The following is a 22086-nucleotide window of genomic DNA, read 5'->3' as shown; positions in this document are numbered from 1 at the left end:
CTGTCCCGTGGCGCTCCAGTTCACCATCGTTGGCGTGTTCGACGGCAGTACCTTCCTCGCTGTGCTCGTTGGCCGGCCGCCGACCCGGCGTTTCGCGGCCGACCCGCCGGGGGGCGACCGCGACGGCTACCGCGAGGACGTCTACGACGCGGTCGCCGAGCAGGTCGCGCGCTACAATTCCGACGCGCCGGTCGTGGTGGGTCCCGACTGGGGGCAACCCCGTCGCGCCGCTCCCGCTCGGTCGCGAAGTCACTGTCGACCCCGGAGCGCAGCGGGTCGTCGCCCGGGAGGAACGTACAAGCATTAAGACGGCGTCCGCCGTCCGTCGGGGTATGTACGACGAGGACGACCTCGCGGCGATTCGGGACGGCCGCGAGGACTGGGAAGAGGAGACGCTGGGGCCGACGCTGGACCGCTTCGGGGAGCGCAAGGAGTCCTTCGAGACGGACACGGGCGGGCAGTCCGTTGACCGGCTGTACACGCCCGACGACGTCGCCGACCGCGACTACGACGCGGACATCGGGTTCCCCGGCGAGGAGCCCTACACGCGGGGCGTCTACCCGACGATGTACCGCGGGCGGCTGTGGACGATGCGCCAGTACGCCGGCATGGGGACCGCGGCCGAAACCAACGAGCGGTTCAACTACCTGCTCGACGAGGGCCAGACGGGGCTGTCGATGGCCTTCGACCTGCCCACCCAGATGGGGTACGATTCGGACGCCACGATGGCGCAGGGTGAAGTCGGGAAATCCGGCGTCGCCATCGACACGCTGGCGGACATGGAGACCGTCTTCGACGGCATCCCGCTGGACGAAGTCAGTACGTCGATGACGATCAACGCGCCCGCCAGCGTCCTGCTGGCGATGTATATCGCGGTGGGCGACCAGCAGGGCGTCGACCGCGAGGAGCTGCGGGGCACCATCCAGAACGACATCCTCAAGGAGTACATCGCGCGCAACACCTACATCTTCCCGCCGGAGCCGTCGATGCGGGTCATCACGGACATCTTCGAGTTCTGCGCCGCGGAGACCCCGAAGTTCAACACCATCTCGATTTCGGGCTACCACATCCGCGAGGCCGGCGCGACAGCCGCCCAGGAGATCGCGTTCACGCTCGGCGACGGCATCGAATACGTCCAGACCGCCCTCGACGCCGGCCTCGACGTCGACGAGTTCGCGCCCCAGCTCTCGTTTTTCTTCAACGCGCACAACAACATCCTCGAAGAGGTCGCGAAGTTCCGGGCGGCCCGCCGGATGTGGGCGACGATCATGGAGGAGCGCTTCGACGCCGACGACCCCAAGAGCAAGCAGCTGAAGTTCCACACCCAGACGGCGGGCTCGACGCTGACCGCCCAGCAGATCGACAACAACATCGTGCGGGTCGCCTACCAGGCGCTGGCCGCAGTACTGGGGGGAACCCAGAGCCTGCACACGAACGGGAAAGACGAGGCGCTGTCGATCCCCACCGAGGAGTCGGTGCGGACCGCGCTGCGCACCCAGCAGATCCTCGCCCACGAGTCCGGCGCGGCGGACACCATCGACCCGCTGGCGGGCAGCTACTACGTCGAAGGACTCACCGACGACATCGAGGCCGAAGCCCAGGCGATCCTGGACGAGGTCGACAGTCGGGGTGGGATGCGGCGCGCCGTCGAAGACCAGTGGGTCCAACGCCAGATCCAGGACGTGGCGTTCGACCGCCAGCAGGAGATCGAGGAGAAAGAGCGCGTCATCGTCGGTGTCAACGAGTTCGAGGTCGACGACGAGGAGCCCGAGGCCGACATCGAGGAGGTCACTGCGGACGACGAGCGCCGCCAGATCGAGCACCTGAACGACGTGAAAGCCGACCGGGACAGCGAGGCCGTCGAAGCCGCGCTCGCGGACCTGCGGGCGGCCGCCGCGGGCGACGAGAACGTGATGCCGTATATCGTGGCCGCGGTCAAGGAGTACGCCAGCGTGGGCGAGATCTGCAACACGCTGCGGGACGTGTTCGGCGAACACCAGCCCGGGGCAGCCCTCTGAGGACGCCGCCACCACCACCGTGAGTTTTCCCGCTGGCCGCCGACCGTGGCGGTATGAGCAGCGATGACGCGTGGACGGCGGCAGCGCTCCCCGATCAGTCCGGCCGGCGGGTGGTGGTGACGGGCGCGAACAGCGGCCTCGGCTTCGAGGCCACGCGGGCGTTCGCTCGGGCTGGCGCGCACGTCGTCATGGCGTGCCGGAGCACCGAACGCGGCGAGGACGCCCGCGACGACATCGTGGCAGAGCTCCCGGGGGCGTCGCTGACAGTGCACGAGCTCGATCTCGCAGCGCTTGATTCGGTGGCGGCGTTCGCCGACTGGTTCACCGCGGAGTTCGACAGCCTGCACGTGCTCGCGAACAACGCCGGGGTGATGGCGATCCCGCGCTCGGAGACCGCCGACGGCTTCGAGACGCAGTTCGGCGTCAACCACTTGGGGCACGTCGCGCTCACCGCCGGGTTGCTGGGCGTGCTCCGGCGGACCAGCGGCGAGACGCGCGTCGTCACGCAGTCGTCGGGCGCATACCGGCGCGGCCGGATCGACTTCGAGGACCTCCAGCACGAGGCCGAGTACGGCAAGTGGGAGGCCTACAGCCAGTCGAAGCTCGCGAACCTCCTGTTCGCGTACGAGCTCGACCGGCGGCTGCGGGCGGCGTCGGCGAGCGTGACGAGCGTTGCCTGCCATCCGGGGTACGCCGCGACGAACCTCCAACTCCGCGGTCCGCAGGCGGCGGGGTCGCGGCTGCGGCTGCTCGCGATGCGGGCCGCGAACGCGCTCGTCGGCCAGAGCGCCGAGCAGGGCGCGTGGCCGCTGCTGTACGCCGCGACTAACCCGAGCATCGACGGCGGTGAGTACATCGGACCCGGCGGCGTCCTGAACATGCGCGGCCACCCCGAGCGCCAGCAGCCGAGCGCCCGGTCGCGCGACGAGGACACCGCGCGCCGCCTCTGGACGGTCTCCGCGGACCACACCGGCGTCGACTTCGACCTGCCGGACCCCGCGTAGTCGGTGGCTTGATGAGCGCCCGCGGGCCACCTGCGAGTATGCACGTGGACCACGTCGGCGTCGCCACCGAGGACGCCGCGGGCCTGGGCGAACTGTACACGGCGCTGCTGGGCGCGCCGGTCGCGCACGAGGAGGTCTTCGACGGACTGCACACGGTTTTCCTCGATCTCGGGGGGGACGGCTACGTCGAACTCCTCGAACCCGTCGACGAGGACACGACCGTCGGCCGGTATCTGCAGCGCACCGGCGGCGGCATCCATCACGTCGCGTTCGCCACCGACGACATCGAGGCCGCGCTGGAGACCGCCCGCGACGCGGGCGTCGACCGCATCGACGAGGAGCCGCGGGACGGGGCCTGGGGCCACGACGTGGCCTTCCTACACCCCAAGGACACCGGCGGCGCGCTCATCGAGTTCGTCGAGCATTGACCGGTCAGTTCTCACTCACCGCGTCCCGCTGCGGGACATCGGGGTCGGTGACGAATCCGGCGGCGCTTGGCCTGCCAGACGCCCGTGAGTTCGCACTCGACGCCGGCCTCCTCCCAGACTTCCCGGACCGCCGTCTCCGCGAACGTCTCCCCGGGTTCGTGGCCGCCACCCGGGAGCACCCACTTCTCGGGGTCCCCAGGATGTCGAATGAGCAGGACGCGGCCGTCGGTGTCGGTCACGCGTGCGCCCGCACTGCCGCGACCACCGGCCGCGACGAGTTCGCGCCCGTGTGCGAACAGCGCCGGGTCGTTCTCGACAGTCTCGGTGTGGCACGGGAACGGGCCGTGGGCGTCGCGGAGGCGGTCGAGTCGCTGGTCGACCGCGTGCCGACTCCTGACGCTGATTGGTGTCGACACGGCAGCCCCTCGGTTCACGGCTCGGGGCCGAAGCTCTCGACTTTCGCGGCGTCGGTGTCGAAGCCTTCTGCCTCCAGCGCGTCGGTGGCGGCGCCGCAGAACGCCGCAAAGCCGTAGACGAACGCGGCCTGATCGGACGCGTCCGCCAGCGTCGCGACGGCGTCCTCGAACGCGTCGGTGACGACGAGCACGTCCGCGCCCGCGTCCGAAAGCGCGGCGAGCCGGGGTTCGTGGACGGGGGCCTCGTCCTGATAGACGAGCGCGACCTCGGCACCGGCGTCCATCGCTCGCTCGGCGATGGCGACGGCGGGGCCGACGCCCGGGCCGCCCGCGAGCAGCAACACGGAGGGCTCGCCCTGGTAGTAGTCCTCGCCGAACGGGCCTTCGACAGTGACCTCGTCGCCGGGGTCGCGGCCCGCGAGCCACGGGCCGAGCACGCCGTCGGGAGCCACGTCGACGGTCACCTCGAAGGTGTCGGCCACGGTCGGCGATGACAGCGTGTAGTATCGCCCCTCCGTTTCGCCGTCCTCGAACTCGCGGACGACGCGCACGAACTGTCCGGGTTCGGCGGTGAACCCTGCCGGGGTTTCGAACGTGACTGCGATGGCGTCCGGGCCGACGTCGTCGACCGCCTGCACTGTGACCGGGGTTTCGTCCATACGTGTGTCTGGTGGGCCACTCACCTAACCCGTTCGTTTCGGGACACCGACAGTCGGCCGCCAGATGTCACACCAGCAACTTCCGGGGTTCACGGTTCGGCGTCACACACCACGTGGTCGTACACGCCTGTGGGACCCGAGCACACGTACGTCCAGTTTCGCGATGCGTGCCAGCGGGTCCGTTGCATTCCAGCCGGGAGACGCCTTCAGAAGCCTTTTTGCTGGCGGCCCGGGTAGCCCGTAACGACATGCACGACGACCTGAACTGGGCCATCGGCGGGGAGGCCGGCGATGGAATCGCGTCCACCGGCAAGATCTTTGCGCAGGCGCTGTCGCGCGCCGGCCGGCACGTGTTCACCTCGAAGGACTTCGCATCACGCATCCGAGGTGGGTACACTGCCTACAAGGTCCGTACGTCGGTCGACCAAGTACAGAGTGTAGTCGACCGCCTCGACATCCTCATCGCGCTCACCGAACGCACCGTCGACGAGAACCTCGATGAGCTGCACGCGGACTCCATCATCATCTACGACGGCGACCGCACCGAGTTCGCCGACTTCGAATCCCCCGCGGAAGTCACCGGGCTCGACATCCCGCTGAAGGACCTCGCCGAGGACGCCGGCGGCGCGATCATGCGGAACATCGTCGCCCTGGGCGCGGTCTGCGCGGTCGCGGACTTCCCCATCGAGAACCTCGACGAATCCCTCGAAAAGCGGTTCAGCGGGAAGGGCGAACAGATCATCGAGAACAACAAGCAGGCGGCCCGCCTGGGTGCCGAGTACGTCGCCGAGGAGTTCGAGGACGTCACGCTCCCCTACGAGCTGGAGACCACCGACGAGGACTACGTCCTCCTGAACGGCGACGAGGCGATCGGCATGGGCGCCATCGCGGCCGGCTGCCGGTTCTACGCCGGCTACCCCATCACCCCGGCGACGGACGTCATGGAGTACCTCACGGGCCGCATCGAGCAGTTCGGCGGCCACGTCGTCCAGGCCGAGGACGAACTCGCGGCGATCAACCTCGCGCTGGGTGCGGCGCGCGCCGGCGCGCGATCGATGACCGCGACCTCCGGGCCGGGCATCGACCTGATGAGCGAGACGTTCGGCCTGGTCGCCACCAGTGAGACACCGCTGGTGATCGCGAACGTGATGCGGTCGGGCCCCTCGACGGGGATGCCGACCAAGCAAGAACAGGGCGACCTGAACATGATGCTGAAAGGCGGCCACGGCGAGATCCCGCGGTTCGTCGTCGCGCCCACGTCGGTCGCGGAGTGCTTCCACAAGACCGTCGAGGCGTTCAACCTCGCGGAGAAATACCAGCTCCCCGTCTACGTCACCGCGGACCTCTCGATGGCGGTCACCGAGCGCACGTATCCGCCCGAGGAGTTCGACATGGACGCGGTCGAGATCGAGCGCGGGAAGCTCGTCGACGAGGACGAGATCTCCGCGTGGCAAAACGACACCGAGCAGTTCCGACCCCACGCCGACACCGCCGACGGCATCAGCCCGCGCGCCGTGCCAGGCACCGAGGGCGGCGTCCACATGTCCACGGGCCTGGAGCACGACGAACTCGGCCGCCGCACCGAAGACACGGACGTGCGCGTCGACCAGGTCGACAAGCGCTACCGGAAAGTCGACACCGCCCGCGAGCGCGAGCAGTTCGACTACCGCGAGTTCGGCGACAGCGACGCCGACAACCTCGTGGTCTCGTGGGGGTCGAACGAGGGCACCATCGTCGAAGCCCTGGAGTACCTCGACGGCGACGACGACCCCGACATCCGCGTGGTGTCGGTGCCGTACATCTACCCGCGGCCCGACCTCACCGACGAGGTCGAAGCCGCCGACGACGTCGTCGTTGTCGAAGCCAACGCCACCGGCCAGTTCGCCGACGTGATCGAGCACGACGTGCTCGAGCGCGTCACACGCATCAACAACTACACCGGCGTCGACTTCAAAGCGGACGAACTCGCCGCCGAAATCACGGAGTCCCTCGCATGAGCTCAGAGAACGTTCGATTCACCGACTTCAAGTCAGACAAGCAGCCGACGTGGTGTCCGGGATGCGGTGACTTCGGCACCATGAACGGCATGATGAAAGCGCTCGCGGAGACCGGCAACAGCCCCGACGACACGTTCGTCGTCGCGGGCATCGGGTGCTCGGGGAAGATCGGCACGTACATGCGGTCGTACGCGCTCCACGGCGTGCACGGACGCGCGCTCCCCGTCGGCACCGGCGTGAAGCTCGCGAACCCGGACCTCGAAGTGATGGTGGCGGGCGGCGACGGCGACGGCTACTCGATCGGTGCCGGCCACTTCATCCACGCCGTCCGGCGGAACGTCGACATCACGTACGTCGTGATGGACAACCGCATCTACGGGCTGACCAAGGGCCAAGCGTCCCCGACCAGCCGGTCGGACTTCGAGACGTCGACCTCGCCGGACGGCCCGAAGCAGCCGCCGGTGAACCCGCTGGCACTGGCGATGGCTGCGGGCGGCAGCTTCATCGCACAGAGCTTCTCCTCGGACGCGCTGCGTCACCAGGAGATCGTCCAGGAGGCCATCGAACACGACGGGTTCAGCCTCGTCAACACGTTCTCCCCGTGTGTCACGTTCAACGACGTCGACACCTACGACTACTTCCGGGACAGCCTCGTGGACCTCAGCGAGGACGACGACTACGACCGCCACGACTACGACCAGGCCAAAGACGCCATCCTCGACGCCGGCAAGGAGTACCTCGGCGTGCTCTACCAGGACGAGGACTCGACGCCGTACAGCGAGGCCCACGGCGTCACCGAGAACATGGCCGAACTCCCGGACGGCGCGCCCGACGGCGCCACCGATCTCGTCCGCGAGTTCTACTAGTCCCGGTTTACTTCGCCGGATCGCCTCCGGCGACCTCTCCTCGCGAAACTGCGATAAACACTCCCTGCTCGCTCCGTCCCGCCGCTCGTGGTGGCCGGTGCGCTCATCCCGTTCGCGCGCCGATGCTTCGCCGACCGGCTCCCACGTCTCAGTGCGTCAGCGGGACTTCCAGACCGGCCAGTAGCGGGCTTGGAGCGCGTTCCGGAGGCTGTGGATCGGGTCGAGGCCGGCATCCGGACCATCGGCTGGTTCGAAGTGTTCGGCGAGGTGTCCGGGGTGGCGTCACCGGCCGCTGTCGGTCGTCGACCGGTCGCACGTGCAGAGATCCACCGTGCAGGCACGAGGGCTGCCAGGGGCCCGCTGAGAGGAAACCTACAAGCCACCCGGGAGTAAAGCACGCGTTACGATCGTGTCCATGAGCGACCGCGGGTCGACCGGGACGGGGCGACTGGCGAAGGTCCGGCGGTACCGGCGGCTGATGTACGCGTGCATCGGCGTCGGCGTCGGCGGGTTCATCGTTGCCGCGGAGTTCGACTACCCGCTGGCCGGGCTCGTGGTGTACTGGGCGGGCATCCTCGGCTCCCTCGCAGTCTGGAAGGGGACCTCCGTCACGCTGTACGACGAGCGCGACCTCGACCTGGAGCGCCGGGCGAGCCTGCTCACACTCCAGATTGCGGGCGTCGTGGGTCTACTGGCGATGACCACGCACGTCGTCGTTGACCAGATGCCGTCGGTGGACGTGCCCGAGGAGTTCGTCGGTGGCTTCCTCACCATCTCGGCCCTGTTCATCGTCTACGGCGTCGTCTACACCGCCATTCGCTACCGACGATGAGAAACCACGTGCGCGAACGCCGCGGCGAGGCCGACCTGAGTCAGGCCGACCTCGCGGCCGCCGTCGGGGTCACTCGGCAGACCATCAACGCCATCGAGCGCGACCGCTACGACCCCAGCATCGAACTCGCGTTCAAGCTCGCGGACTTCTTCGACTGCCGGATCGAGGACCTCTTCGACCCCGAACTCGACGGGTAGCGAAGGCGGCAGCGCTGCTCGGTGTTCTGTTCGGACCACCGACAGCCTTACCTTGGAGTGTAAAACATACTTTCCTGTAAACCTCGCTTTACACGCGAGTCGAGTCAATCCATGTCCCCCACCGGCCTCGACACCACGACACCGACTGGAGACCGCCGATGACCGACCTCGCCATCCGCGCAGACGGCCTGACGAAGCGTTACGGCGACGAAGCTGCGGTCGACGACCTCGACCTCGCCGTGCCCGCGGGCAGCGTCTACGGCTTCCTCGGACCGAACGGTGCCGGGAAGACGACGACAATGCGCCTGCTCACCTCCCTCACCGATCCCACCGCGGGGACCGCCGAGGTCGCCGGCGTTCCAGTCACCGACCGGGCGGCGCTCACCCCGCGAATCGGTTACCTACCCGCCGATCCACCGGTCTTCGACGAGCTGACGGGCTGGGAGCAGCTCCGGCACGTCGCCCGACTCCACGGGCTCGACGACGGCGAGGCGGACACCCGCATCGAGTCGCTGCTGGAGCGGTTCGACCTGCTCGCGGACGCCGACCGCCGCATCGAGTCGTACTCCACAGGCATGACGAAGAAGATCGGCGTGGTCGCCGCGATGCTCCACGACCCGGACGTCCTGTTCCTCGACGAACCCACGTCGGGGCTGGACCCCCGGGCCGCCCGCACCGTCAGGGACACCGTCGCGGACCTCGCGGCGGGGGACGCGACTGTCCTTCTCTCCACGCACGTCCTCCCCGTCGTCGACGAACTCGCGGACACCATCGGCGTCATCGACGACGGCGTCCTCGTCGCCGACGGTGACCCAGAGAACCTCAAATCGACCGCCCGCGAGGGCAGCGCGACCGACCTGGAGACCGTCTTCATGGAGGTGACTGCGGATGCCGACGCCCCGCTCCCGGATTCGTGAAGCCGTCCCCGACGCCGAGGCCGCAGTCGAGTTGGCGCGCGTCGACCTCGTGCGGGGCTACCGGAAGCTGCGCGGCCAGGACTTCTGGCTGCTGTACGGCGCGCTCTCGGCCGTCGGCTTCGCGCTCATCACGGTGTACGCGTACTCGCTCGGCCACGACACCGGCGTCGCGCTGGCGGCCGGTGAGACGCCGTGGTTCGCGGCCGGCGGTGCGGCGACCGCCTGGAGCGTCGCCTGGCTGTTCACGGTCGCGATGCTCGTCGTCGAGGCTGTCGGTTCGAACGGCGACCTCGACAACGACGGCCACTACCTCACGCTCCGCCCGACCGCCGACATCACCGCCGGGAAGCTCGCGAGCGCCGCTGTCAAGCTCGCCGGGTTCATGCTCTTCCCGGCACTCGGGCTGGCCCTCGGGCTGAGCCTGGGACTGGGAACGCCGGTCCCCGTCCTCGGCGTCGTCGCCGCGGCGACAGTCACCGTCACGTCGGCGGCAGCCACCGGCTACCCCGTCGGCTTCCTGCTGAAGGGCGTCGTCCGCCGGTCGAACGTCCTCACGCAACTGAAGCCGGTGCTCGGAGTGGGTATCGGCCTCGGGTACTTCGCTGTGATGCTCACCGGGGAGTTCACGACCGCCATCGACGCCCTGCGACCCGTGCTCCGCGCGCCCCCGCTCTGCTGGCTCGGCGACCTCTCGCTGGCGACAACGCCCGGCGTGACTCCCGGCGCCACCGGTGTCGCTGGGGCGTTCGCCCTCGGTGTCGTCGTCGCAGGCGCCGGCGTCCTTCTCGCGGTGCCGGCCGCCCGGTACGCCTGGCGCGCCGACGGGATGGCGTCGACCGAGAGTGACGGCGAACCCACGACTGCGCCCGACCACGCGGTCGACAGACTGCTCGGCGTGCTGACGCGCGCGCCTGCGACCCACGGCGTCGCGAGCACGGCACTGTTGCAGATCTACCGGTCGCCGCTCCGGCTGGTTTTCGTCGCCTTCCCGTTGGTGGGGGCGATCCCGGTCGGCGAGCAGGTCCTCGCCGGCGGCACCGTGCCGCGGTACGCGCCCTGGCTGGCCGTCTGGTATGGTGCGTGGGCGGGCGGCGCGGCGCTCCCCCTCAACCCCCTCGGGAATCAGGGCAGGTCGCTGCCGTCGCTGCTGACGGCGCGCGCCGGCGGCCGGCACGTCGTCCGCGGCTACGTCGCGGCGACCGGCGTTGTCGCTGTCCCTGTCAGCGGGGCTGTGGCCGGCCTGCTCGCCGGCGCCGCAGGCTACTCGTTGGGCGGCGTACTGGGCGTCGTGGTCGCAGCCGGCAGCGCTGTGCTGGCCGCATCCGTGCTCGCAGCCGGGGTCGGCAGCGTCTTTCCCCGCTTCGAGGGCGTCGACCTCGCCGGGTCCCGCCGCGCCGTGCCACCCAGCAAGGTCGCGTACGGCGTGTTCTCCGCGACACTCACGGCGGCCGTCGTCGCGGTCACCGTCGTCCGGAGCGACGTCCTCCACGATGCAGTCACCGTGCTCGTCTCGCGGACGCTGCCGTTTGGTTGGCGTGTGAGCGCGGGCACCGTCGAAACGGGGGCCTTCGTCGCGCTGGCGGCGGTCGCTGTTGCGCTTCCGGTGGCCTACCGGGTGGCAGTGGCCCGGCTCGGGGGCTACCGGCTGGCCTGACCGAGCGCGCACGAGCCGGTGTCGGGGAGTCCCACCCCTTTGCGGGCGTCAGGAACGTTCCCGCGTGTTTTTAGTCCCCGGCGTGGTTCAGAGTGAACAACTAGCCGTGCGCGGGCCGGTGGTCGTGACTGGCTGCTGACAGCACCCGGTTCAGGGCGACTGACTCGCGTCACCCTTCAGCGTGATCGACCCTATGTCAGACAAGCACGACGTTATTGTCGCCGGTGCCGGCCCAGCAGGAGCACAGTGCGCGCGCGACCTCGCGGAGCGGGGCTACGACGTGGTCGTCCTCGAAGCCGAACCCGAGGACGAGTTCCCCCGCCAGTCGAACAAGTCCACTGCGGGCACGTTCGCGTCCATGATGGGCGCGTTCGGCGTGCCCGACGACGTGGTCATGCAGTACACCGACGACGTTGTGTTGGAATCCCCCCACGAGTATTTCGTCCAGGATCAGCCCGGCGCGGTCCTGGAGTTCGCGGAGTTCAAACAGTGGCTGGTCGCCGCCGGCGAACAGCAGGGTGCCGAGTACCGGTTCGAGGCGCGCGTGAACAACCCGATCACGGAAGGCGGGGAGATTGTCGGCGTGAAGTACGACGGCGACGAGGAGGTGTACGGCGACATCATCATCGACGCAACCGGGCCGGCGGCGCCGCTCGCGAAGAAACTCGGCGTGACGGACCTCCGGCGCAGCAATCAGGCCATCGGCATCGAGTGGGAGATGGAGAACGTCGCCGTCGACCACGAGGGGTACGCCGACCTGAGCGACGCGATGATGCTGCGCCTGGATCACGACCTCGCGCCCGGCGGCTACTCGTGGATCTTCCACACGGGCGCTGACACCGCAAAAGTCGGCATCTGTTACATCCAAAACGAGAGCTACCAGCGGTTCGGTGACGCCTCGAAGAGCATCGACGACCACCTCGACTACTGGATGGAGACCGATCCGCGCCTCGCCGACGCCACGAAACTGGCGGGCAAACAGCACCGCGGGTCGGCGCACATCCAGTTGCCGGCGAACTTCTCGACGGACAACTTCATGGCCATCGGGGACACCGTGCCGACGGTCGACCCGCTGTGGGGGGAGGGGATCCACAAGTGCATGGAGTCGGCGCGCGCGGCCGCGATCACCGCCGATCGGTGTTTCATGGGCGACGACCGCGATACGTCCGCGGACGCGCTGTCGATCTACGACGACCTCTGGCACAAGCGTGTCGCGCCGAACGCGCGGATGCGGCTGACCATGACCCAGCTGCTGTATCTCGCGTCCAACGAGCGCTACGACCGCCTCATGAGCGACCTGCAGACGGCCGACGTCGGGACGCTGTCCGGCGCGAACGAGGGCGGGCTGCGGTCGCTGCTCGAGTTCGTGCACACCGAAGACGTCCCCCTGCTCGCGCGGTTCGCCCGCGACCGGCTGCGCGCGTGAGGACACGCCGGCGTTCTCGCCGCATCCACAACCGCTAACCACCTACCCGTTGTTGCTATGCGTATGGCACAGGACACACAGCAGCGCGCGGCGGTCGTCGAGGAGATGCCCGAGTTCGGACTGGGAACCTGGGAGAACGAGGATCCCAGTGCGTGCGCGGACAGCGTACGAACCGCCCTCGAAATGGGGTATCGGCACATCGACACGGCACAGATCTACGAGAACGAGGACGCCGTCGGCGACGGCATCGCGGCCGCCGACGTCGACCGCGAGGACGTCTTCCTCGCGACGAAGGTGTGGACGAGCGAGCTCGGTGACGGCGACGTTGCGCCCGCGACCGAACAGAGCCTGGAGAAGCTCGGCGTCGACTACGTCGACCTCCTGTACGTGCACTGGCCGGCAAACCAGTACGACGCCACGGAGACGCTGGCTGCGCTGGCCGACCTGCAGGCCGACGGCGTGACCGAGCGCATCGGCGTGAGCAACTTCGAGCCCCGGCATCTCGACGAAGCCGAAGACGTCCTGGGCGAGTTGCCGTTCGCCAACCAGGTGGAGTTCCACCCGCTCCTCCAACAGGAGGAGCTGCGCGAGTACGCCGACGGCGAGGACATCGAGCTGGTGGCGTACTCGCCGCTGGCCCGCGGTGAGGTCTTCGACGTGCCCGAGATCCAGGCCGTCGCGGAGAAGCACGGCGTCAGCGAGGCGCAGGTGAGCCTGGCGTGGGTGCGCCGGAAGGGCGTCACCGCCATCCCGAAGGCGACCGGCGAGGACCACATCGCCGACAACTGGGCGAGCCTCGATCTCGAACTCGACGACGAGGACGTCGCGAAGATCGACGGCATCGACCGCCGCGAGCGACAGGTCGACCCGGAGTTCGGGCCCTGGAACTGAGCCGACCGTAGCGCCGACCCACCACACGCAGTATTTCTCGACGAGTCCCCGAATCGAACCGACACCGCAGCCCCGCGAGCCGCGACTTTGCGCTGCAAAGTGAGTTTGTAGTGCAAAGTTATTTGTCAGTCGGTGCCAGTGACGTAGTATGAGCATCGAGACACGTGGCGGCCCGCCCCTGGGCCGGCTCCTCGAACAGACCACGGCGTTCGCCGTGCGAACCCTCCAGACGCTCCGCCGGAACAGCGCTGTCGCCTTCTGGGCGGTGGCGTTCCCCGCGATGTTCTACCTGCTGTCCGTGTCCCTTTTCATCGACACCGGAGGGATGCCGGCCGAGGTCGTGAGCGCGGTCAAAGCCACGCACGCCGTCTCGTACGGGGCCTTCGCGGCCCTCACCGTGTTCCTGAACACGTTCTCCCAGTCGCTCGTCGCGGACGTCGAACGCGGCCGATACCGCCAGTTCCGAGCACTCCCCGTGTCGCCGACAGCGGACTTCCTCGGGCGGTTCGCGGCCGCCTACCTGTTCGCCGTCGCCGCCGTCCTCGCTGTGCTGGGCGTCGGTGCTGTCACGGGAGCGGCGTTCACGCTCCGGTCGGCCGCCTCGATCCCCGTGGCCCTGCTCGGGCTGCTGGCGCTCGGCCTGTTCGCCGCTAGCATCGCCGTCGTCCTCGTCGCCGTCGTCCCGGACGCGAAGTTCGCGAGCATCGTCGCCGTCAGCGTCGTCATGCTCGCCTTCTTCCTCACCGGCTACAACGGCATCCAGCCCGGGATGCTCGCCGGCGCTGCCGACTTCGTGAACGTCGTCCCGAACGCGCTGGCCACCCGGCTGGCCGTCCACCACCTCGTCGCCGCCGGCGGGTGGACGCAAGCCGGACTGGCACCGCCCGGCGCGCCGACGAGCATGGGTCACGTCGCGCTGCTCGCGGGCTACGCAGTGGCCGGACTCGCGCTCGCCGTCGCCGCCACCCGCCGCTCGCTCTACGGGGGTGCGGTCCGGTGAGCGTCGACCGGCCAGCCGTCGAGGCGCGGAACGTCCACAAGGCCTACGGCGAGGACGGCGTCCTCGACGGCATCGACCTCACCGTCGCTGAGAACGAAGTGCTGCTGTTGATGGGGCCCAACGGCACCGGGAAGACGGTGTTGCTGTCGTGTCTCGCCGGTGGCACCGAGCCGTCGGAGGGCTCCGTGTCGGTGTTCGGGACGCCCGTCAGCGAAGACGGCGGCCGGAGCCTCTCGCTGCTGCTGCAGGGCGGCGCGAGCGTCGACACGCTCTCTGGCCGCGAGACGGCCGCGTTCTACTCCCGGCTTCACCCCGAGTTCACGGACCGCTGGCGGACGTACGTCGACGACCTCGGTATCGACGGCGACCTCGACAAACGCATCAAGTACTACTCGGAGGGCATGAAACGCAAGCTCGAACTCTCGCTGGCGCTGTCCGTCGACGCGCCGCTGTACCTCCTCGACGAACCGACGGCGGGCGTCGACCTCTCGATGGTGCAGTCGTTTCACCGCGTCATCCGCGACCGCGTCGCGGACGGCGGGACCGTCGTCGCCACGAGCCACCGGCCCGTCGACGCCGACCTCGCCGACCGCGTCGCGTTCGTGAACGGGGGCGGCGTGCTCGCCGTCGACACCCCCGAGGCGCTGTTGGACGGCGTCCCGACCGTCGTGCGAGTGGTCGGCCAGGCAACCGCCGGCGACGCCCTCGCCCCGCACGTCGTCGGCGACCCGTTCTACCACGGCGACGAACGCCGCGGATTCCTCCGCGAGCACGCGACCCTCGCGGACATCCGCGAGCACGCCGGCGACGCCACCGTCGAGACCGTGGAGCCGAGCTACACCGACGCGTTCAACTACTACGTCCACGCAGCCGCCGACAATGAGTGAGGACGTCGACCCCCGGGCACTCCAGCAGGACCTCGACCGCATCAAGGACGCGATGGGGATCGCCGAGCGCTACGAGAGCGCACCCGAACAGTGGCTGCTGTTCAGCGTCCTCGTGGCGGCCGGGAGCGCCGTCTCCCAGGTCCTCCTCTTCGCGCGGGCAGCCGGGTTCTGGTACCCCGTCGTCTGGGTCGGGCTGTTCGGTGCCGGCTCCCTCGTGCTCTCCCGGCGGTACGACTACGCCTTCGGGCCGGGCCACAGCGAGCCGAACGTCGGCTTCCAGATTCTCGTCGTCTACTTCGGGTCGTTCGCCGCGCTGTCCGCCGTCGACCCGTTCCTCCCGGAGCTCGGCTACCTGGCGGACAACGCGCTCACGCTCGGACTCGTCGCCGTGATGCTCGGGCTCGGCTACCTCGTCGCCGGCGAGACGCTGAAGGCCTACCGCATCCGCGCACGGGACCGCTACGTGCTACACGGGGGTGGCCTCCTCCTGGTCGCCCTGGGCGTCGCCATCCCGACCGTCGACGTCCTGCACACGTGGAGCTACGCCGCCTTCGGCGCATCGTACGTTGTTTACGCCGCAGCCTCCTACCTCGTGTTGACCCGAACGTAGGATGGACCTCGACAAGCTCGTCCACCAGCCGACCCGGCTCGAACTGTTCGCGTACCTCTACCGGCACGGCGAGTCCAGTTTCGGCGACCTCACCGGCGAACTGGACCTGACGGAGGGGAACCTCTCCAGTCACCTCCAGCGCATGGAGGACGCCGACGCCGTCGAGGTCCGCAAGGAGTTCGTGGACAAGCGACCGCACACGACGGCGGTGCTCACCGAGGACGGCGAGGCGATGTTCGAGGACCACGTCCAGACGCTGCAGGGACTCATCGACGGCCTGGAATAACGGAACACGAGGCGTTCGACGGGCTGTCCGAACCGCCTACGGTTCGAGGCGGTCGGGGTCCCGCGGGAAGAGGATCGCTTCCTTGATGTTGTCGAGGCCGGCGAGCTGCTGGATGAGCCGGTCGATGCCCAGCCCGTAGCCGCCGTGGGGCGGGACGCCGTAGCGGAACGCGTCGAGGTAGAACTCGAAGTTCTCCGGCTCGACGCCCTGCTCGCGCATCTTCGCCGTCAGGCGCTCGATGTCGTGCTCACGCTGCCCGCCGGAGGACAGCTCCTGGCCGCGGTACAGCAGGTCGAACTTCCGGGAGGCGACGTCGTCGCCGTCGACGTCCTGGCGGTAGTAGAACTTCTCGTCCGGGTAGCCGACGACGAACACGGCGGGGTGGCCCTGCTCCTCGAAGTACTCCCCGAGCAGGCGCTCGCCTTTCGTGTCGAGGTCGTTGTCGTCCTCGGGGACGTGGTCGTACTCGTCGGCGAGGATCTCGCGGGCTTCCTCGAACGTGATGCGCGGGAAGTCCGCCTCGGGGACCGAGAGGTCCGAGCCGAGTTCGTCGAGTTCGCGCTGGGCGTGCTCGACGACGTGTCGGATGGTGTGGCGCAGGGACTCCTCCTGGACGTCCATCACGTCGTGGTGGTCCTCGACGTAGCCGAGCTCCACGTCGAACATGGCGATCTCGGAGACGTGCCGGGAGGTCCCGAAGTCCTCGGCGCGGAACGCGTGGCCGACCTCGAACAGTCGGTCGACGCCCGAGGCGACGAGGATCTGCTTGTAGAGCTGTGGGCTCTGGGAGAGATAGGCCTCCTTGTCGTAGTAGACGACCGGGAAGAGGTCCGCGCCGCCCTCAGCGCCCGCCGTCGAGAGTTCGGGTGTGTCGACCTCCTCGAAGCGGTTGTCGTAGAACCAGTCGGTCATCGCGCCCATCGCCTTCGAGCGCAGGGAGAACACCGCCTTCGTCGAGGGCTTGCGCACGTCGAGGTGGCGCTCGTCCAGCCGCGTCGAGAGGTCGGCGTCGACGTCCTTCGAGATCTCGATGGACGGCACGTCGGTGGCTTCGCTGACGACGGTGAGCTCGGTGGGCGCGAGTTCGACGCCACCAGGGGCCTGGTCGCTGGCCTCAAGCGTGCCGGTGACCTGCACCACGTCCTCGCTGGAGAGGCCTTCGGCCGTCTCGAAGAGGTCGGGGGTGTCGTCTTCTTTCGCGACGACCTGCAGGCGGCCGGTGGCGTCCCGCACGATGACGAAGAGGATGCCGCCGAGGTCGCGGAGTTCGTGGACGTGGCCGGCGATGGTGGTGTCTTCGCCGTCGTCGTCGGGCGTTACGTCTTCGATGTAGGTTCGTTCGAGCATTGGTGGAGTTGTGGATGGCTGGTTGGCGGCGCGTTGCGACGGCGTCCGGGCAGTCGGGAGAATGGGTGGTGGCCTGCTCACGCAGGCGCATTGCCGCCGGCGACACCCCGACCACGGTCACGGCGGGCGTCGCGCGATCCGACCGGTGTGCGTGTCGCCGTCATCGTCGCTGTTGCCGAGTCGTGCGTCCACGTACGTATGATTTGCGAACCTGCGCAGCGCAGCCGTGGTGCAGCGTCCGCGCGGTTCACTGTGAGGGGCTTGTGGCGCGTTCTGCGCGTCGGGGTCCTGGCGTGGGGAAGCCCGCCGACGTGAACCGGGCCGACTTACATGTAACCGAGATCGCGCAGCCGCTCCATCAGGTCCTCTTTGTCCTGGGCGCGGCCGGCGCGCTCGGTGGTGTTTTCGAGGTCCTGGAGCCACGCGGGTTCCTCGGCGGCCTTGTCCGTGGAGACTTCACTCCCCAGCGAACGGAAGCCCTTGAAGTACTTGGGGGAGACGGGGATGTCCTCGTGGGTGAGGTCGTTGGGGAGGTCGTCGAAGTCCTGTGGGACGTAGCCGTCGTCCGGGAAGTCCGCGACCGTCTCGGGGACGACGTAATACCAGAAGGCGTCCCAGACGGCGGCTTCGTCGAACTGGAGGATGGGTTGGATGCGGTCGTGGGGCGGGTAGACGTCGGGGTCGTGGCGCGGGCTGAAGAACGTCTCGTCGGCGCGGGCGTCCTGTTCGTCCCAGCGGATGCCCGAGAGGATGCCGTCGACGTCGTGCTCCTCGAGGGCGTTGTTGAGCGCGACGGTCTTCAGGAGGTGGTTGCCGACGTAGGTGTCGAGCAGGAACGGGAACGAGTCCTCCTCATATTCGAGGAGGTCCCGGACGTGGTGTTGGTTCTGGTCGTCGAGTTCGCTGATCGGGATGTCGTCGCCGGGTTCGAGGTCGTTGGCGGTGACGTAGTCGCCGACGTCCTCGTTGCGGGCGTAGACGACGTCGAGGTCCCATTCGTCGGCCCAGTGGTCGACGAAGTCGTGGAGTTCGTCGAAGTGCTGGAAGTGATCGATGAAAATGGTTTCGGGGACATCGAGGTCGAACTGGTCGGCGACCTCCTTGACGAAGTACAGCGTAAGCGTCGAGTCCTTACCACCGGTCCACATGATGGCGGGGTTGTCGTAGGATTCGAGGCCGTCGCGCGTGACCTCGATGGCCTTCTCGATTTTCGCGTCCAGCGTCGAGTAGTCAGCGGGGCTCTCACCGTCACCGTCGTGGTAGTCGACGTCGAGGTAGTCCGGGAAGTCCTCGCTCATGGCTTCGGGGTCTACCCGGTAACGTATATGCGTGTGGATATCCGCCGACAGCTGGGGCGGGAGAGGGGCGCGTTAGGGGTTGGGAGTCGGGGCGGCCTTTTGCAGGGCGGTTTCGGCGATGTTGCCGCCGTAGTCGGCGCTTCGGGAGAGTGAGTCCACGACGAGGCCGAGGTGTTGGGCGTGGTGGGCGGTGAGGCCGTGGAGGCGGTCATCGACGTCGCGGGCCTGGTCGTCGATGTCGCGGACTTGTGCGCGGGCTTGGGTGGCGAGGGCGGTGGCTTCGTCGGCGGTGTCCGCGAACAGGGCGTCCATGGCGGTCTCGATGATGTCGGTGGCGTCCGCCTGGAGGGTTTCGAGGGCGTCGACGACGTCCTCGGGGATGTCGTCGTTGAGGTCGTGTGTGGCGGTTGCGATCTTGGTGGCGTGGTCGGCGACGCGTTCGAGTTGGCGGGCGCTGGAGTGGTAGTCGAACGCGACTTCCCGCGTGATGCCGATCTCTTGGGCGACCGTGGGCGAGCGCAGTGCACCCCGGAAGATGCGTGACACGACGTACCAGAGGCGGTCGACGTCGTCGTCGCGGTTCGTGACGTCGCGGGCGATGTCGGGGTCTCGGGTGGCGAGCGCGGTGACGGCGTCTTCGAGCATGGAGACCGCGATGAGGTGCATGCGCCGAACGGCGTTGTGGATGGACAGCTCCGAGGAGTCCAGGAGGTCCTGGATGACGACGCGCTGGCTGGTTTCTTCGAGGACTTCGAGGCCGACCAGCCCCTGGGTGGCGTCGCGGATGACGCGGCGCTGGTCGGGATCGATGGACTCGGCCTCCAGGGCGAGCACGTCGAAGCCGCTGACGTACATCGTCATGACTGCGCGCATGAGCTCTTCGCCGTGCATGTCGGTGATCGTCAGCGTTCCTTTGTCGGTGTCGGTGTCGTCGATGGGGGTCAACAGGAGGGAGCCACTGTCCGGGTGAAACCCCACCTCGTCGCCGGCCTCGACGCTGTGATCGCGCGCCCAGTCTTTCGGGATGGATACGGTGAACGTTGAGCCGCCGGTGACCTGGACTTTCCGTCGTTCCATGCGACCACGTATCGATGCCTGTAATATAAATCCCGGTCACGATACATAGTTACTACACCAAACCACTGTAGAGGAGAATAAAGCGCTTGCAGGCGCTCGGGTCGAAATATACACCGGCGGCGAGCGTCGAATCGATTCGCGGACATGCGATGTGAACTGTTCCCTATGTACTGCTATATATACGTAATAGCAGAGTACTTATTCACATCGCGGCGAGCATACGACGATGCCAGCAGACGACGCCGAACGCACCACACGTACGCGCCGTCAAGTTCTCGCCGGGATGGGGGCAACCGGCGCGGCAGCGCTCGCCGGCTGCCAGAGCACGTCATCCGAGGATCCCGCCGGCGACTCGCTGTCAGGCACCGTCGACTTCGCTGGAAGCTCGACAGTGTTCCCGCTGGCGACCACTATGTCAGAGCTCTTCCGCGGCGGCGACACCGGCGAGGCACACCCGGACGTCAACTTCAACCCCAAATCCACCGGCACCGGTGGCGGGTTCGCCAACCACTTCTGCACCGGTAACGCCGACCTCAACAACGCCTCCCGAGAGGTTCGGGACGCCGAGGCACAGCAGTGTACGGACAACGACATCGAGCCCGTCGAGTTCACTGTCGCGACGGACGCGCTGACCGTCATCGTCAACACGGACCTGGACATCGACAGCATCACCGTCGACGAGCTGCGGAGCATCTGGTCGGCCGAACGCGACACCGAACAGTGGTCCGACGTGAACCCCGACTGGCCCGACGAACCGCTGGAGCTGTACGGCCCGTCGAGCGCCTCGGGCACCTACGACTACTTCATCGAGTCCATCCTGCACGGCGGCGACACGGAGCTCACGCACATCAGCGGCGGGAGCTACACCGGCACCGAACAGGACCGGACCATCATCCAGGGCGTCGAGGGATCGGCGAACGCGATGGGATACCTCGGGTACGCGTACTACTCGAAGAGCGGCGACCGCGTGAAAGCGCTTGCCGTCGACGACGGCGACGGCGAGCCGGTGAAGCCGAGCCTGGAGACCGCGCGATCCGGGGCGTACACGCCGCTTTCCCGGCCGCTGTTCACGTACGCGGCGAAGTCGTCGCTGGCCGAGCCCGCGGTCGCGGCGTTCCTCCGGTTCTGGCTCGAGCACGCCACGAGCGAGGCGATCGTCGCCGACCAAGTGGGCTACGTGCCCCTCAGCGAAGAGGTTCAAGGAGAACAACTGGACGCGCTGACTGAGGCCATCGACGCGGCCGGCAGTGCGGACGAGTAGCGCGTCGCCCCACCCAGCAAAGACTGTATACGTACGCTATGACTGATTCAAACCAATGAGCGGAGACGACCTCGAAGCGGCGCTCACGACGCGCACCCAGAACGCCCCTTCAGAGTTGCTCTCCCGGTCGTTCTTCTTCCTGTGTGCAGCCCTCTCGATCGTGACGACGATCGGGCTCATCGCGTTGCTGGCGACCGAGGCTGCGAAGTTCTTCACGTTCTCCGCGCCGCTGGTCGGCGTCGACGGCGCGACCGCGGGCATCGTGGAGTTCCTTACTGGAACGAACTGGGACCCAACGAACGGCAGTTTCGGCGTGCTCGCGTTGGTGTCGGCGACGCTGATGGTGATGATCGGCTCCTCGATCATCGCGTTGCCGCTCGGACTCGGCACCGCGACCTACCTCAGCGAGTACGCCAGCCCCCGACTCCGGTCGGTCCTGAAGCCCGCCCTGGAGATCCTGGCGGGCATCCCGACGGTCGTGTACGGGTTTTTCGCCGTCATCTACATCACGCCCGCACTGGGCACGGTCCTCCCGGGGTTGAGCAAGTTCAACATGCTCTCGGCGTGCGTCGTCGTGGGCATCATGATCATTCCGATGGTGGCGTCCATCAGCGAGGACGCCATGTCCGCCGTGCCCGATGAGCTCCGGCAGGCGGGCTACGGAATGGGCGCGACGAAACTCGAAGTGTCGACCGGCGTCGTCGTGCCGGCGGCGCTGTCCGGCATCTTCTCGTCGTTCATCCTGGCGCTGTCGCGCGCCATCGGCGAGACGATGGCGGTCACGATCGCCGCCGGGTCGACCGCGCGGTTCCTCAACATCATCGACCCAGGGGCGTACACGGAGTCCGCGCTCCCGATGACGGCGGCGATGGTGAAACTCGTGAAAGGCGACGTGACCGGTGGCGGGCTCGCGTACCGCAGCGTGTTCGCGATCGGGGCCACGCTGTTCGTGATTACGCTCGTGATGAACATCGTCAGTGACGTGATCGCACACCGATTCAAGGAGGAGTACTGA

General features: G+C 68.0%; 23 protein-coding genes. 18 read left to right on the top strand and 5 right to left on the bottom strand.

Going from position 1 to position 22086, the window contains the following annotated elements; translation table 11 throughout:
• Window positions 1–7 precede the first annotated feature (7 nt).
• Genes JRZ79_RS15000 through mce form a run of 4 tightly spaced genes read left to right on the top strand, consistent with a single transcriptional unit; the run spans window position 8 to window position 3450 of the window.
• Window positions 8–307: a hypothetical protein gene (locus JRZ79_RS15000; RefSeq protein WP_205252461.1), complete on the top strand. Its 300-nt coding sequence runs from the start codon at window positions 8–10 to the stop codon at window positions 305–307.
• Between the two features lie 25 nt (window positions 308–332).
• Entirely contained in the window at window positions 333–2018 is a 1686-nt protein-coding gene (locus JRZ79_RS14995; protein ID WP_205252460.1) for a methylmalonyl-CoA mutase family protein, read from the top strand.
• A gap of 53 nt (window positions 2019–2071) precedes the next feature.
• Window positions 2072–3022, top strand: a complete 951-nt coding sequence (locus JRZ79_RS14990; RefSeq protein ID WP_205252459.1) for an oxidoreductase — start codon at window positions 2072–2074, stop codon at window positions 3020–3022.
• A gap of 38 nt (window positions 3023–3060) precedes the next feature.
• Complete coding sequence (mce, locus tag JRZ79_RS14985; RefSeq protein ID WP_205252458.1) at window positions 3061–3450, top strand: methylmalonyl-CoA epimerase; 390 nt, start codon at window positions 3061–3063, stop codon at window positions 3448–3450.
• A gap of 11 nt (window positions 3451–3461) precedes the next feature.
• On the opposite strand, the gene JRZ79_RS14980 is transcribed toward mce, so the two are convergent.
• Both JRZ79_RS14980 and JRZ79_RS14975 read right to left on the bottom strand, forming a co-directional pair.
• Window positions 3462–3866, bottom strand: a complete 405-nt coding sequence (locus JRZ79_RS14980; RefSeq protein ID WP_205252457.1) for an NUDIX domain-containing protein — start codon at window positions 3864–3866, stop codon at window positions 3462–3464.
• A gap of 14 nt (window positions 3867–3880) precedes the next feature.
• Window positions 3881–4525 carry an FAD-binding oxidoreductase gene (locus tag JRZ79_RS14975; RefSeq protein WP_205251508.1) on the bottom strand — a complete coding sequence of 215 codons (645 nt, stop codon included), beginning with the start codon at window positions 4523–4525 and terminating at the stop codon, window positions 3881–3883.
• 248 nt (window positions 4526–4773) lie between these two features.
• Between JRZ79_RS14975 and JRZ79_RS14970 the strand changes: the two genes are divergently transcribed.
• From JRZ79_RS14970 to JRZ79_RS14915, 12 genes are all read left to right on the top strand, one after another.
• Window positions 4774–6522: a 2-oxoacid:acceptor oxidoreductase subunit alpha gene (locus tag JRZ79_RS14970; protein ID WP_010902308.1), complete on the top strand. Its 1749-nt coding sequence runs from the start codon at window positions 4774–4776 to the stop codon at window positions 6520–6522.
• Window positions 6519–7388, top strand: coding sequence for a 2-oxoacid:ferredoxin oxidoreductase subunit beta (locus tag JRZ79_RS14965; RefSeq protein WP_010902307.1), 870 nt, complete (start codon window positions 6519–6521; stop codon window positions 7386–7388). Before JRZ79_RS14970 ends, JRZ79_RS14965 begins: the two co-directional genes overlap by 4 nt.
• 415 nt (window positions 7389–7803) lie before the next feature.
• Window positions 7804–8220, top strand: a complete 417-nt coding sequence (locus JRZ79_RS14960; protein ID WP_010902306.1) for a DUF2178 domain-containing protein — start codon at window positions 7804–7806, stop codon at window positions 8218–8220.
• Window positions 8217–8417 carry a helix-turn-helix transcriptional regulator gene (locus JRZ79_RS14955; protein ID WP_010902305.1) on the top strand — a complete coding sequence of 67 codons (201 nt, stop codon included), beginning with the start codon at window positions 8217–8219 and terminating at the stop codon, window positions 8415–8417. The genes JRZ79_RS14960 and JRZ79_RS14955 overlap by 4 nt, the downstream gene beginning before the upstream one ends.
• A 158-nt stretch (window positions 8418–8575) precedes the next feature.
• Window positions 8576–9334: an ABC transporter ATP-binding protein gene (locus tag JRZ79_RS14950; RefSeq protein WP_205251507.1), complete on the top strand. Its 759-nt coding sequence runs from the start codon at window positions 8576–8578 to the stop codon at window positions 9332–9334.
• On the top strand, window positions 9306–10988 hold the full coding sequence (locus JRZ79_RS14945; RefSeq protein WP_205251506.1) for a hypothetical protein: 1683 nt from the start codon (window positions 9306–9308) through the stop codon (window positions 10986–10988). Before JRZ79_RS14950 ends, JRZ79_RS14945 begins: the two co-directional genes overlap by 29 nt.
• A gap of 193 nt (window positions 10989–11181) precedes the next feature.
• Window positions 11182–12414 (top strand): digeranylgeranylglycerophospholipid reductase, encoded by a 1233-nt coding sequence (locus JRZ79_RS14940; RefSeq protein ID WP_010902302.1) that lies wholly within the window; start codon window positions 11182–11184, stop codon window positions 12412–12414.
• Window positions 12415–12477: 63 nt separating this feature from the next.
• On the top strand, window positions 12478–13305 hold the full coding sequence (locus tag JRZ79_RS14935; RefSeq protein WP_012289160.1) for an aldo/keto reductase: 828 nt from the start codon (window positions 12478–12480) through the stop codon (window positions 13303–13305).
• 148 nt (window positions 13306–13453) lie between these two features.
• The gene (locus JRZ79_RS14930) at window positions 13454–14305 is read left to right on the top strand and encodes an ABC transporter permease (protein ID WP_205252456.1); all 852 of its coding nucleotides are present in this window, start codon (window positions 13454–13456) and stop codon (window positions 14303–14305) included.
• Window positions 14302–15192 carry an ABC transporter ATP-binding protein gene (locus JRZ79_RS14925; protein WP_010902299.1) on the top strand — a complete coding sequence of 297 codons (891 nt, stop codon included), beginning with the start codon at window positions 14302–14304 and terminating at the stop codon, window positions 15190–15192. Before JRZ79_RS14930 ends, JRZ79_RS14925 begins: the two co-directional genes overlap by 4 nt.
• Window positions 15185–15802, top strand: a complete 618-nt coding sequence (locus JRZ79_RS14920) for a hypothetical protein (protein ID WP_205251502.1) — start codon at window positions 15185–15187, stop codon at window positions 15800–15802. The genes JRZ79_RS14925 and JRZ79_RS14920 overlap by 8 nt, the downstream gene beginning before the upstream one ends.
• A 1-nt stretch (window position 15803) precedes the next feature.
• Window positions 15804–16088: a transcriptional regulator gene (locus JRZ79_RS14915; RefSeq protein WP_205252455.1), complete on the top strand. Its 285-nt coding sequence runs from the start codon at window positions 15804–15806 to the stop codon at window positions 16086–16088.
• A 36-nt stretch (window positions 16089–16124) separates the two neighbouring features.
• Here JRZ79_RS14915 and aspS read toward each other — a convergent pair whose 3' ends face one another.
• The 3 genes from aspS to JRZ79_RS14900 form a co-directional block, all read right to left on the bottom strand.
• Entirely contained in the window at window positions 16125–17435 is a 1311-nt protein-coding gene (gene aspS, locus JRZ79_RS14910) for an aspartate--tRNA(Asn) ligase (RefSeq protein ID WP_010902296.1), read from the bottom strand.
• A 326-nt stretch (window positions 17436–17761) separates the two neighbouring features.
• The gene (locus tag JRZ79_RS14905) at window positions 17762–18733 is read right to left on the bottom strand and encodes a phosphoadenosine phosphosulfate reductase family protein (protein ID WP_010902295.1); all 972 of its coding nucleotides are present in this window, start codon (window positions 18731–18733) and stop codon (window positions 17762–17764) included.
• Window positions 18734–18805: 72 nt separating this feature from the next.
• Window positions 18806–19810 (bottom strand): phosphate uptake regulator PhoU, encoded by a 1005-nt coding sequence (locus JRZ79_RS14900; RefSeq protein WP_010902294.1) that lies wholly within the window; start codon window positions 19808–19810, stop codon window positions 18806–18808.
• A 226-nt stretch (window positions 19811–20036) separates the two neighbouring features.
• On the opposite strand from JRZ79_RS14900, the gene JRZ79_RS14895 reads away from it, so the two are divergent.
• On the top strand, window positions 20037–21071 hold the full coding sequence (locus JRZ79_RS14895; protein WP_205252454.1) for a PstS family phosphate ABC transporter substrate-binding protein: 1035 nt from the start codon (window positions 20037–20039) through the stop codon (window positions 21069–21071).
• A gap of 55 nt (window positions 21072–21126) precedes the next feature.
• The gene (gene pstC / locus JRZ79_RS14890) at window positions 21127–22086 is read left to right on the top strand and encodes a phosphate ABC transporter permease subunit PstC (RefSeq protein WP_010902292.1); all 960 of its coding nucleotides are present in this window, start codon (window positions 21127–21129) and stop codon (window positions 22084–22086) included.

Source organism: Halobacterium sp. BOL4-2 (genome assembly GCF_016917835.2).
GTDB lineage: Archaea > Halobacteriota > Halobacteria > Halobacteriales > Halobacteriaceae > Halobacterium > Halobacterium salinarum.
This window is presented reverse-complemented; position numbering and strand designations above follow the sequence as displayed.

Bases quoted from the DNA above. Each gene is read 5' to 3' on its own strand.
- JRZ79_RS14970 (WP_010902308.1), top strand. From the start codon at position 4,774: ATGCACGACGACCTGAACTGGGCCATCGGCGGGGAGGCCGGCGATGGA.
- JRZ79_RS14955 (WP_010902305.1), top strand. From the start codon at position 8,217: ATGAGAAACCACGTGCGCGAACGCCGCGGCGAGGCCGACCTGAGTCAG.
- JRZ79_RS14920 (WP_205251502.1), top strand. From the start codon at position 15,185: ATGAGTGAGGACGTCGACCCCCGGGCACTCCAGCAGGACCTCGACCGC.
- JRZ79_RS14965 (WP_010902307.1), top strand. From the start codon at position 6,519: ATGAGCTCAGAGAACGTTCGATTCACCGACTTCAAGTCAGACAAGCAG.
- JRZ79_RS14945 (WP_205251506.1), top strand. From the start codon at position 9,306: ATGCCGACGCCCCGCTCCCGGATTCGTGAAGCCGTCCCCGACGCCGAG.
- JRZ79_RS14940 (WP_010902302.1), top strand. From the start codon at position 11,182: ATGTCAGACAAGCACGACGTTATTGTCGCCGGTGCCGGCCCAGCAGGA.
- JRZ79_RS14935 (WP_012289160.1), top strand. From the start codon at position 12,478: ATGGCACAGGACACACAGCAGCGCGCGGCGGTCGTCGAGGAGATGCCC.
- mce (WP_205252458.1), top strand. From the start codon at position 3,061: ATGCACGTGGACCACGTCGGCGTCGCCACCGAGGACGCCGCGGGCCTG.
- JRZ79_RS14915 (WP_205252455.1), top strand. From the start codon at position 15,804: ATGGACCTCGACAAGCTCGTCCACCAGCCGACCCGGCTCGAACTGTTC.
- JRZ79_RS14905 (WP_010902295.1), bottom strand. From the start codon at position 18,733: ATGAGCGAGGACTTCCCGGACTACCTCGACGTCGACTACCACGACGGT.
- JRZ79_RS14895 (WP_205252454.1), top strand. From the start codon at position 20,037: ATGCCAGCAGACGACGCCGAACGCACCACACGTACGCGCCGTCAAGTT.
- JRZ79_RS14995 (WP_205252460.1), top strand. From the start codon at position 333: ATGTACGACGAGGACGACCTCGCGGCGATTCGGGACGGCCGCGAGGAC.
- JRZ79_RS14930 (WP_205252456.1), top strand. From the start codon at position 13,454: ATGAGCATCGAGACACGTGGCGGCCCGCCCCTGGGCCGGCTCCTCGAA.
- JRZ79_RS14975 (WP_205251508.1), bottom strand. From the start codon at position 4,525: ATGGACGAAACCCCGGTCACAGTGCAGGCGGTCGACGACGTCGGCCCG.
- pstC (WP_010902292.1), top strand. From the start codon at position 21,127: ATGAGCGGAGACGACCTCGAAGCGGCGCTCACGACGCGCACCCAGAAC.
- aspS (WP_010902296.1), bottom strand. From the start codon at position 17,435: ATGCTCGAACGAACCTACATCGAAGACGTAACGCCCGACGACGACGGC.
- JRZ79_RS14900 (WP_010902294.1), bottom strand. From the start codon at position 19,810: ATGGAACGACGGAAAGTCCAGGTCACCGGCGGCTCAACGTTCACCGTA.
- JRZ79_RS14950 (WP_205251507.1), top strand. From the start codon at position 8,576: ATGACCGACCTCGCCATCCGCGCAGACGGCCTGACGAAGCGTTACGGC.
- JRZ79_RS14960 (WP_010902306.1), top strand. From the start codon at position 7,804: ATGAGCGACCGCGGGTCGACCGGGACGGGGCGACTGGCGAAGGTCCGG.
- JRZ79_RS14990 (WP_205252459.1), top strand. From the start codon at position 2,072: ATGAGCAGCGATGACGCGTGGACGGCGGCAGCGCTCCCCGATCAGTCC.